This window comes from Legionella pneumophila subsp. fraseri (assembly GCF_000586315.1).
Taxonomy (GTDB): Bacteria; Pseudomonadota; Gammaproteobacteria; order Legionellales; family Legionellaceae; genus Legionella; species Legionella pneumophila_B.
Genome location: NZ_KK074222.1, coordinates 86,681 through 96,543, shown reverse-complemented (window position 1 = coordinate 96,543; position 9,863 = coordinate 86,681). Strand labels below are relative to the sequence as shown.

Below are 9,863 nucleotides of genomic sequence, written 5' to 3'. Positions count from 1 at the left end.
AATGCCTAACGGAATTAGTGATCAAGTCCTCCGGAATACGCAAATCGGTTACACGATGTCACCGGTTGAAAAAGATAAACCGGTGACAATTTGTTACCAATTAAAAATTACTTCATATACGTTCAACTGCAAAAAACCTTTGACAATAATACGGGGGCAGATCCTGAACGATCCCGTCATAATTTTACACAATCATAATTTCCCCAATCTAATACATGATTACTGATATAAGAAAAAGCTTGTATCAGTTATTTTGTACTCACTTTATAAAAAGTTAAATGCCTTAGAATATGAAGCCCAATGAACATGATACTTAATACAGGAATAGAACGAACGGTATTGGCCTGAATTTGATAGTGCCATTTATTGGATATTGCAACTTGACCAGCTAACCACGCAACTACTGTAGCAAGAAGAGCGATGAGGATTAAATCTTCTAAGCGCTCGATACTTTTTGTACCAGATTCAGGGAGACGAAATCCATAACGTTTATTTTTTATATCTTTAAAAGCGCCTTCGATTTGCATGCGTAATTTATATATTTTGATTATTTTTTTAGCGGTATTTAAGCCTTTTGAAAGAGACGTAATAATTATCCATGGCTCATGAGCTCCTTTAGCATATTTCTTACTATTGCCTGATTGACACTTTACTCCTTGAATCGTCTTTTTTATACGACCTTTACTATGTTCCTTATAGATATAAAGGTCTGCATTCAGTGGATTTGCTCTGGCAATGGTCGCTCGACTTAGGTATTTAGGTGTCGTTGTCGCTTTCGGATATAAGCGTTTCACATAGACCCAATCTTCATCACCTATTTTTATCAACGTCTGAAACCTTACTCTCCCAATAAAATCTCATCCTAATTTAGTAATAAGCCTAAACCATGTGTTTCTAAAACCTGCATCTGTAACAACAATAGGATGACAGTTCTCGGGTAGAATGGAGCGTAATTTTCTTAAAAAATGGGTATGAATAGTATTATTTGCCCATAATGCTTCTGAAGATGAACCTCCTCATAGATAGTCATTGAACGACCTACTCCGGTAACTGATGCTCGTAGAAAGTAATGCTTACAATCAGCTGATACTGGAGACCAATCAACAATTATTATTGGTTGTGTTTTAGTGCCTATCAAAGTAGTAGCCACATAGTTATAAAAACAGTCTCGTTCGTCATGCAATTTTCTATTGCCAACCAAGGTATCTACTTTCTTTATATTATGTTTTGCAGTCGTGTGATTCTTCAGGCCCCTGCCTAAAGCACTTATCCATAACTTTCCACAATCAATTAACGAACCGACCACTTCAAATAAACAACCAGTTCGCTTTTTATGAATATTTGGACATGACTTTTCTATATTCGTTTGCAATAATCTCACTGCATGCATGGTCTTTCCTATCTTAATTGTTTTTCGCAAAATGAATTAGATCACGAACTACCATGCATGTCTATTCTTCATATTTTACAACCTATTCTTTTATATATCTTTTTTTCGAAAATTTGACGGGATTCATCAGGGGCAGATCTTGCCTTTTGCTTGAAAAAAATTGGTAAATATTTGGGGCTCCACTATTCAAGAATTAACAGAATTATAAAACAATTCTACGTTCAAGAAGCAAAAGGCAAGATCTGACACCTTTATCTGATCATTTAAATCTTTAAAATAGGTAAATCTCAACTCCCGAGTTTCCAAAATATTCTTTAACGCACTAACATCTGTAAAATGATAAAGCACGTCTTTATAATCCATTTTATCTGGATAGACCATACAACTATTAACAAACTGATTTATTAGAGTATCTAACTGTTTCACTATTCATTCTCAAATGAAGGCTGATAAAATAAGATTAGTAGAAATATGAATTTAAATTAAATGGACTCCTCAAAGCATCAGGGTTTGAATTTTTTATAGAACCCAATACAAAACTCAAGCCTTTACCCCATATACATTCACCAAAATATCTTAATTTACTGATGATATCGGCTCTTGTTTTTCAATTGACAACTGTAAGCGAAAGAGTCACCCATTGGTCCAGGATGAGGGGATTGAAGAGCAAGGTAATTACTAAAAGAGAATATCCTAGGTCGGAATAGGCAATTTACCTTACTTAAGAGTTATATAGTTGGGATGCCAACTTGACTCAGATAGTCATAAACAGAATCATAAAATTCCGGCAATCTCGTTTCGTCACTCTGCTCACCCTTTGGCACAAAAATCACCATTCCCTGTCTGGCCCTGGTAAGCAAAACTCTGTAGGTATTTAGTAAATATCTTTTGCGTATTTTATCATTGATGTTTGACCATTTTGTCCCGCTAAATTTTTTATAACTCCAACCAGTAGGTGTTTTTCTTAAATTCGCATCCCAAGCAACACAGGTCCAATCGAGCTCTAGACCTTGAATATCGAATTCAGTAGCGACGTCCTCTAAAAAATTTGATGAACGTACATCATCATGAGGATTTAAAAACCATTGAATTGGATCTATCTCAGACTTAATATGAATTCCATAAGGTTTGAGTCTATATGCTCCTGACGAGGCAATAATGCCCATGCTTTCAGAGCCCCTTGCCTTACTTTTAAGCCAATGTTTTGCTCTATTGAGATCTCGTGTTAATACAATTGGATAGAGTGGATTTAAGTTATCCAAAATTCGTTTGGCATCTTCTAATTGGCAATCTAAAATTGCCTTCACGAACATTGAGAGTTTCTCTGACCGAAAAGACCTCATTGAAACTGCAAGATGAAGTTCATCCCTTATATTGATTTGACCTTCTCGAAAATCTGAGTAAATATTTTTTCCATTAGTATACTCACTATCTGTAAGTTTGTTGGAAACATACACATCCCAATGAGGATAATCTTTTTTTATCGCATGAAACCACTCAGAAAGTCCTGCTTCACCAGTGTTGATTTCTTGGCCACCACCAATTAAGCATATAATAATGGACCAATCTTGGTGGCGATCCATAACACTTATTAAGAACTCAGGCTCTGACATATCAAAATCTGATATACCTTTTTTTCTTTTCATGAAGAAAGTTGTTTGTTCCAAGGTCCAGGCCCGTTGAGCCTCATCAAATACAGCAACTCGCTCAACAGGAGGAAGGAAATGCTGAAGAGCATCATCTCTAAAATGATGAATATTCTGTATAAATGCCTTGGTTTTAGACAAGGCTTCCTTTTTAGATATTTTATTATTAGTTCTTTTCCCTTCTGCCACTTCATTGCGTGCAAGCGCCTCCTGAAGCACAGCGACCAACGGACCATTACCAGATAAAAACACCGCATGTTCACCTGCATCTATATTATGTCGTTCATTTGCAATGTTAAGGCCAGCAAGAGTCTTTCCAGCACCAGGAACCCCGGTAATAAAACAAATCGATTTACGATTATTTAACTTGGAACAATCAATTATCTCTGAAATTGCTTTAGAAGTGAGACTAAGATTAATTGCACCAGAATCAGAACGGGATATTTCCGCAACACTATGCCCTTTATAGAGCGCCTGTGCAGCTTCAATAATGGTTGGCGTTGGTTTATATATTGAATCCATCCATATTTCTGAAACGAGATTAGCAGCTGATATCGACCTCGTAACTTCATTTATGATTGCAAGAAGATTTTCTTTATTTGCCCTGAGCGGTGAATATACTTTGTCATCATAACTATCTATATTGTTGTAGAAATTCGGTGCTTCAGTAGCTACTAGAATTGGCACTATGTAGCGAGAATGGCTTTGTTCGTGAAAATTTTTCAAATCTAAAGCATAATCAAGTGCTTGGGTTAACGCACTGTTTGTGTAATGTTTATCACCTACTTTAAACTCTAAAACAAAGATAATTCCCTTGTGAAGTAGGATAACATCCACTCTTTTGCCCATCCTTGGAATAGAGAATTCAAATGCAATATAGGAACTCAATAAGGCTGATCCAATGGTTTTACAGATCTCGATCTGTTTTAACCAAGCGTTACGCTGTAATTCATCAAGAGAAAAGGAATGGAAGGTCGATAACTCGCCAAGAATGTAACTTGGGGAATCTTTGATAAATTGTTCGATGTCGGAAGCATAGTAAGCACGAGACATTGTATTAAGTTCGCAATCCCAATTATTTTTTATTTAAAAAGTCTATCACCTATGAATTATAGGTCATTTAACAATTAATATCTTATTTAATGATCAGCAAGCATAACCTTGATTTAGTGAATTGAAGTCAAGACTATGTTAATACCCCAACTGCCGGTCAATATGTATTTTCCGTTATTGCATGAATACCATAAATAATCCAAATTTGATTGAATATTTACAATAATCGTAAAATAAATTAATATATTGTTCTTATATTATTCACATATGAAGGTTATGAATTTATTATTAGTTTTACTTTTATGTATTATCAACTCTTCAGTTCTAGCTACGTCACAATCTGAACACGATAAAAAAATTATATATTGCCCAGAGCAAGTTGAATGTCAAAACGATAAATGCGTTGGAATCGGTAAGGACAAAGAGTATTTTAAACACCCTTACATCTCTAGCGAGTCTTTTCAGGAAGGAACTTATTATTTCACAGGGGCAAGTTATAATACTCAGATTGAACCCTATGGTCCATCTATATATACAAGATGTGGATATATTAAGAATTACGGACCATTCAAAAATGATATCTCTTTAGTATTGAAGAATGGCTCCAATTTTGAGCCATTAATTGAAAACTGGACTAAATGGCAATCCGGCCCAGGAAAAGTCAAAGCATGCGCTGCGGATTCATCAAATATTTGCCCATTGATTGAAAAAAGAGAAATTTTCTTAGACTCCAGGTTTCGCCAAAAAAACAATAAAGAAGAATATGAGCAATACCCTAGAAGAGTTCTTATTGAGCTAGCAACAGAGAGTGGCAACTCAATTAACTACTCCTATAGTGACGATAATCTAATCCCAATGAATTATGAAAAAACCATAGATGCCTGTGGTGTAAACAAGCAATGTAAGATTTATGCCAGAATTAGCGGGGTTGATCGTTTCGGACAAGTAGGAGCACTTATGTTTTTAGGAAGTATTACAATCACTACAGGCGAAATTATGAGGATAGTTTCAATAACTCCTTCAGATAATAATTCATCCTTGGTTATGGCGACTAACTCACCTATGAATAACACCATTATTTTTCAATCAAAAAATTAGTAGGCTTTTAGAGAGCGTTGTAAATTTCAAAATTTTGAATCGAACTTTGGAACATTTAGATTTAAACCCGATTTATTTCTCCATAAAAATTAACTCTTCATAAAAATAGCTTTGAATACCAAAGTACACCCAGAAGTACACCTAGCAGATTTTTTGATTTTAAAGGAGTTTAACTAGAAATATGCAACTTACTGATTTTAAAGGGGAATTCATGGTCGGGACGGAAGGATTTGAACCTTCGACCACTAGCACCCCATACTAGTGACAATCAATTTCATTTGATTTCAAATAAATTCAAATATAACCAAAGAACCCTTTCAAATAAAGGATTTGTTGCGTTTTCATATTTCAAATGATATAAATTGATTTCATACAAGCAAACAAAAAAGTGTAGCCAGAAGTGTAGCCAATTTCTGATGTCCTAATAAGAGCATAATTATGGAAAAGTTTACTCATAACAAAATTGCAAATTTAAGTGCTGAAAAAAATCGTTATCATATTACTGAGGGTAATGGCTTTTGTTTAAGAGTTTCTCCTAAAGGTACAAAAACATGGTTCTACCGTTATAAATTTGGCGGTAAAGAGAAATGGCTCACTATTGGTAATTTCCCAGTAATGGGTGTAGCCGAAGCCAGAAAAGCCTTTAATGATTTATGGGAGATAAGGCAATCTGACCAAGACCCAGAAGAAATTATCCAAAAAAAATTGCTCCAAAAAAATAATAATGTGAAAACTTTAGTTTCTGATTGGTACAACAATTATATTGTTAAACACCGTAAACAACCCCAACAGATTAAACAACAAATTGATGCTGATATTATTCCCCTATTAGGAACATTAGAAATTGAAAAAATAGAGCCTCGAGACATATCAAAGGCCTTGGATAATATAGTTCAAAGAGGCTCCCCTGTTCACGCCAATAAAGTGCTTAGTACCTTGAAACAAGCATTTAATTACGCGGTAAGCCGAGGAGAAATTACAATTAATCCTGCTATAAATATTCGAGCAAGAGATATAGGTGGATTAGAAAAACCTCGTGATCGCAATCTCGATCTTGATGAAATAAAAAAAATATGGCTATTTTTGGATGGCGATGAGCACTCTATGTCGATTCAGATTAAAAACGCCATTAAAATCATATTATTAACTGGCGCAAGGACTGGCGAGTTAAGACTAGCAAAATGGTCTGAATTTAATTTCGATAAATCTCTTTGGATTATTCCTCCCGAGAATAATAAAATCGGACTTAGTATGAAGATTCATCTGAGCGAGCTTACTAAAAAGCTTCTTTTGGAAATAAAAGAAATCACTTTATCGAATTTTGTTTTAGCTGGGATCGATGATGACGCCCCACTAGGCGATAAATCTATATCTAAAGCGATTCAACGCATTCAAAAACGAGTAGGAATCCCTCAATGGACTGCCCATGATCTTAGACGTACTTTTGCCACTCAGCTTGGAGAAACATTGCGAATCGACCCAGTAGTTATAGAAAAATGTCTTGGGCATAAAATGCCTAAAATCATGGCTACTTATAACAAAGATGAAATGCTGTATCAACGCAAAGAGGCTTTAGATAAATGGGGTAGCCTGATAGAAGAACTAACAATAACCAAACAATAACAAATTTGAATTTGTGCAACTATAGTGGTACAATTATAATGGATAGAGATATTGAATATATTGCCTATCAAGGTGAGAAGTTTACGATTGAATGGTACTTTGACGAAAAGAAGCATAGCCAATCTCAAGAATATTATTACTCTTTGAATAAAGATGAACGTATTCAACTGTTGAAGCTCTTAAAGAGAATGGGAGATGCCGGTATCATTCACGATAAAACTAAGTTTAGACATGAAGGAGACAAAATTTATGCCTTCAAACCTAAGCCAGACAGATTTTTATGCTTCTTTTTTGAAGACAAAAAAATAATTTTAACTAATGCCTTCAGGAAGAAACAGGATAAGTTGCCTTTAACTGAAAAGGAAAAAGCCTTAAAGGTTATGGAACAATATATTGGTAGAGTAAAAAAGGGTGATTATTATGACTAAGAAACATTTATCTACTTTTGAGCGGGAAATGCAAGACCCTCTTTTTCGTGAGCAATTTGAAAAAGAGTATGATGAGTTTTTATTATCTGAAATCATCAAAGCACTCATGAAGAATGGCAAAATGACCGTGAGAAAACTGGCCGAAAAGGTAGGACTATCTCCGACTGTAATTCAAAAAATTCGCTCAGGTGAGCAAGAGGATGTAAAGCTTAGTAACTTCCTTAACATTTCTCACACTTGCGGTTTTAAAGTAATTTTAGAGAAAGGAGATGATAAGTATTACTTGTAACTCTTTGGAAATTAATCATTGTCTAAAGCAGATCATTAACCACTTCAGACAATGACAATGGATTTATCTGACATGTTGATTAATCCAGTTATCAATCACGTCTTTATGCCAGGCTAAAGTTCTGCCATGTAATTTTACTGGCTTAGGAAACTTTCCTTCACTCCACCAACGGCGTAAAGTCAACCGGTCCTTTCCAATAATGACTTCTACGTCATTGATAAACAAAATCTGTTGTGTAAATAGATCATTAACTGGTTGCATCATTGATTCTCCAAATCCCACTGTTATTTAAGTTGTAAACGAGCTTTCCATTCACCCTTTTGTTCCATATCAATGACGGTGATAAATAACTTCAGCAAATTCAATTCAACCTTACTTTCTTTAGGTAAACGATTGTGCTGGTAGATTAACTGCAAATGAGCCATTTGCGAGTTTGATAAATTAGCGATTCGATGCAGAGAATAATTGGTTGAATCCAGCAGATACTGAATAATACCCTTATAGATGGTGATCTTTTGATCGTGAAACATGCAACATACTCCTGTAAAACATGTGTATTAAAGTCCAATTCGCACCAAATTAACATTTAACATCATTTGGCGAAACTTATATTAATACGATATTGATTTTATTATCAATACGTGTTTTAAAGAAATTTAAATTAAGATACGATATGATATTGAATGATATCGTTTTATATGATAATTTTTTTACGACGTTCGATTACAAGGAAAATTTTATGAGTAAGGGACCCTATCAATCGTTTGCCAATCGTTTGATTCATACCCTCAAAGACAAGGGACATACTGCGTCTCGCTCACCTAGTGGGATCTGTATCAAAACCTTAGCTGAATTTGCTGGGGCATCTGAACAAATTTGCCGTCGTTACATAAGAGGTGATGCTCTACCTGATTACGAGAAAATTAAACAACTAGCTCATCATCTTCACGTAAACCCAGGCTGGCTATTATTTGGTGAAGAAGGACACACACCTTCGAAGAAAGATGAAGTTGATGAAACATTACTTCATTACATCCTGAAGCAAAGCCATCATTTATACCCTGTCTCCCATGGGAATAATGACGATTATGCCGATTTTGTGTTAGGATTGATCAAAGAAGTGCGTGCAATTGACACTTCGGAAGTTAATTTACTAAAAATCATTGACTTGGCCATTGGCTCTATTTCTTCCTATGAAGAAAAAAGAAAAAAGCACAGCCATGCAGTTTAAGAAGTTTGTAGATATGGATGTAACAGATGTTGAAGTAAGGCTTCACCCTAAAGCCAAGGAATTTCTCTTTGAACATTTTGTCACTATGCGCAAAGTGTTCTCCGATGTACTTGGACAAGTAGAAACAGACTATGCTTCTATTGCCCTTATTAACCAAGCAGGACAGATCTTTTTCATGTCCTCGAATCCATCAATAGAGCAAAATTTAATTGAGAAAAGTCTCTGGCTATTTGATGGATGCTATCAACCAACTTTTTTCAATAAAGAGCAGCCAAAATTATGGAATGAACTCCCACATTTAGGCCATACAGAAGCAATTAAAAAATATAAGCAAATAGAACCTGGGCTTATCACAGGCATTTCCATTCCCACTGAATATGACTCTTATAGAGCAATCTTTTCATTTGGATTAAAAGAGTTAAATCCCTATATCCAGAATAAAAGCTCCATTCATTGCGAAAAACTGTTAGCCATGGGCAAGTTTGCGTTAAGGCGAATTCAAGAGTATTTAACTTTCCCTGACAAACAGCCCTGCATGCCGACTAAGCCCAAACTGACATTAATAATCAACAATCAGGTGACCTATGAACACACTCCTTGATAAAAACGACCCTATTTTAAGACAAACTGCTGAGCCAATTACTGAATCAGAATTTGGTAGCAATTGGCTAAAAGAGCTGATTAAGACTATGTTCGGCATTATGGCTGACAAAGGTGCCGTAGGCGTAGCTGCCCCCCAAATTGGCATCAGCAAACGAGTTATTGTATTTGGTACTGATTATACCAAACGGAGGAAACCAGAATACCCCATCCCCGATACTGCATTAATTAATCCTGCACTAAAAATCCTATCCCAAGAAATTCAAACTGGTTACGAGGGTTGCCTTAATTGCGGTGAATTAATGGGAGAGGTTCCAAGAGCCATGGAGATTGAATATTCAGGCTTTGACATAGATGGAAATAGAATTACCAAAAAAGCTTCCGGCTTAGAAGCTCGTATTCTTCAACATGAAATTGATCACCTGGATGGATTTTTATTTTTAGACCGAGTGGAAGATCAAGATTCTCTAACCACTCTATCGGCTATGCAAAATAAAGGATAATC

Annotated in this window: 11 protein-coding genes and 1 pseudogene; 7 read left to right on the top strand and 5 right to left on the bottom strand. The window is 35.4% G+C overall.

Features of this window, described 5'->3' with window-relative positions:
- Nucleotides 1-248 precede the first annotated feature (248 nt).
- The 3 genes from CC34_RS1000000117535 to CC34_RS0111220 all read right to left on the bottom strand — a co-directional run bounded on the left by CC34_RS1000000117535 (nucleotide 249) and on the right by CC34_RS0111220 (nucleotide 4,089).
- On the bottom strand, nucleotides 249-827 hold the full coding sequence (locus CC34_RS1000000117535; RefSeq protein ID WP_262055442.1) for a transposase: 579 nt from the start codon (nucleotides 825-827) through the stop codon (nucleotides 249-251).
- Nucleotides 828-958: 131 nt separating this feature from the next.
- Nucleotides 959-1,390, bottom strand: a complete 432-nt coding sequence (locus CC34_RS1000000117530) for a hypothetical protein (RefSeq protein ID WP_231957885.1) — start codon at nucleotides 1,388-1,390, stop codon at nucleotides 959-961.
- 728 nt (nucleotides 1,391-2,118) lie between these two features.
- Nucleotides 2,119-4,089, bottom strand: coding sequence for a DUF2075 domain-containing protein (locus CC34_RS0111220; protein ID WP_028379488.1), 1,971 nt, complete (start codon nucleotides 4,087-4,089; stop codon nucleotides 2,119-2,121).
- Nucleotides 4,090-4,365: 276 nt separating this feature from the next.
- Between CC34_RS0111220 and CC34_RS0111215 the strand changes: the two genes are divergently transcribed.
- From CC34_RS0111215 to CC34_RS0111200, 4 genes and pseudogenes are all read left to right on the top strand, one after another.
- Entirely contained in the window at nucleotides 4,366-5,187 is an 822-nt protein-coding gene (locus CC34_RS0111215; RefSeq protein WP_027266334.1) for a hypothetical protein, read from the top strand.
- A 438-nt stretch (nucleotides 5,188-5,625) separates the two neighbouring features.
- A pseudogene (locus CC34_RS0111210) lies at nucleotides 5,626-6,835 on the top strand (tyrosine-type recombinase/integrase).
- 13 nt (nucleotides 6,836-6,848) lie between these two features.
- Entirely contained in the window at nucleotides 6,849-7,238 is a 390-nt protein-coding gene (locus CC34_RS0111205; RefSeq protein ID WP_027228169.1) for a type II toxin-antitoxin system RelE/ParE family toxin, read from the top strand.
- Nucleotides 7,231-7,527 carry an Lrp/AsnC family transcriptional regulator gene (locus CC34_RS0111200; protein WP_028378392.1) on the top strand — a complete coding sequence of 99 codons (297 nt, stop codon included), beginning with the start codon at nucleotides 7,231-7,233 and terminating at the stop codon, nucleotides 7,525-7,527. The genes CC34_RS0111205 and CC34_RS0111200 overlap by 8 nt, the downstream gene beginning before the upstream one ends.
- A gap of 63 nt (nucleotides 7,528-7,590) precedes the next feature.
- Here the strand turns inward: CC34_RS0111200 and CC34_RS0111195 are convergent, their stop codons facing one another.
- Together CC34_RS0111195 and CC34_RS0111190 are read right to left on the bottom strand one after the other, a co-directional pair.
- On the bottom strand, nucleotides 7,591-7,788 hold the full coding sequence (locus CC34_RS0111195) for a helix-turn-helix transcriptional regulator (RefSeq protein WP_028379486.1): 198 nt from the start codon (nucleotides 7,786-7,788) through the stop codon (nucleotides 7,591-7,593).
- Nucleotides 7,789-7,811: 23 nt separating this feature from the next.
- The gene (locus tag CC34_RS0111190) at nucleotides 7,812-8,057 is read right to left on the bottom strand and encodes a hypothetical protein (protein ID WP_027228172.1); all 246 of its coding nucleotides are present in this window, start codon (nucleotides 8,055-8,057) and stop codon (nucleotides 7,812-7,814) included.
- Between the two features lie 209 nt (nucleotides 8,058-8,266).
- Here CC34_RS0111190 and CC34_RS0111185 point away from each other — a divergent pair, with 209 nt between their 5' ends.
- The 3 genes from CC34_RS0111185 to def are packed head-to-tail and all read left to right on the top strand — an operon-like array spanning nucleotide 8,267 to nucleotide 9,861.
- Nucleotides 8,267-8,758: a helix-turn-helix domain-containing protein gene (locus CC34_RS0111185; protein WP_027228173.1), complete on the top strand. Its 492-nt coding sequence runs from the start codon at nucleotides 8,267-8,269 to the stop codon at nucleotides 8,756-8,758.
- The gene (locus CC34_RS0111180) at nucleotides 8,748-9,359 is read left to right on the top strand and encodes a hypothetical protein (RefSeq protein ID WP_028378388.1); all 612 of its coding nucleotides are present in this window, start codon (nucleotides 8,748-8,750) and stop codon (nucleotides 9,357-9,359) included. Before CC34_RS0111185 ends, CC34_RS0111180 begins: the two co-directional genes overlap by 11 nt.
- Entirely contained in the window at nucleotides 9,343-9,861 is a 519-nt protein-coding gene (def, locus tag CC34_RS0111175; protein WP_028378387.1) for a peptide deformylase, read from the top strand. Before CC34_RS0111180 ends, def begins: the two co-directional genes overlap by 17 nt.
- Nucleotides 9,862-9,863: the final 2 nt, after the last annotated feature.

Bases quoted from the DNA above. Each gene is read 5' to 3' on its own strand.
- CC34_RS0111180 (WP_028378388.1), top strand. From the start codon at position 8,748: ATGCAGTTTAAGAAGTTTGTAGATATGGATGTAACAGATGTTGAAGTA.
- CC34_RS0111195 (WP_028379486.1), bottom strand. From the start codon at position 7,788: ATGCAACCAGTTAATGATCTATTTACACAACAGATTTTGTTTATCAAT.
- CC34_RS0111200 (WP_028378392.1), top strand. From the start codon at position 7,231: ATGACTAAGAAACATTTATCTACTTTTGAGCGGGAAATGCAAGACCCT.
- CC34_RS0111220 (WP_028379488.1), bottom strand. From the start codon at position 4,089: ATGTCTCGTGCTTACTATGCTTCCGACATCGAACAATTTATCAAAGAT.
- CC34_RS0111190 (WP_027228172.1), bottom strand. From the start codon at position 8,057: ATGTTTCACGATCAAAAGATCACCATCTATAAGGGTATTATTCAGTAT.
- CC34_RS0111205 (WP_027228169.1), top strand. From the start codon at position 6,849: ATGGATAGAGATATTGAATATATTGCCTATCAAGGTGAGAAGTTTACG.
- CC34_RS1000000117530 (WP_231957885.1), bottom strand. From the start codon at position 1,390: ATGCATGCAGTGAGATTATTGCAAACGAATATAGAAAAGTCATGTCCA.
- CC34_RS0111215 (WP_027266334.1), top strand. From the start codon at position 4,366: ATGAATTTATTATTAGTTTTACTTTTATGTATTATCAACTCTTCAGTT.
- def (WP_028378387.1), top strand. From the start codon at position 9,343: ATGAACACACTCCTTGATAAAAACGACCCTATTTTAAGACAAACTGCT.
- CC34_RS0111185 (WP_027228173.1), top strand. From the start codon at position 8,267: ATGAGTAAGGGACCCTATCAATCGTTTGCCAATCGTTTGATTCATACC.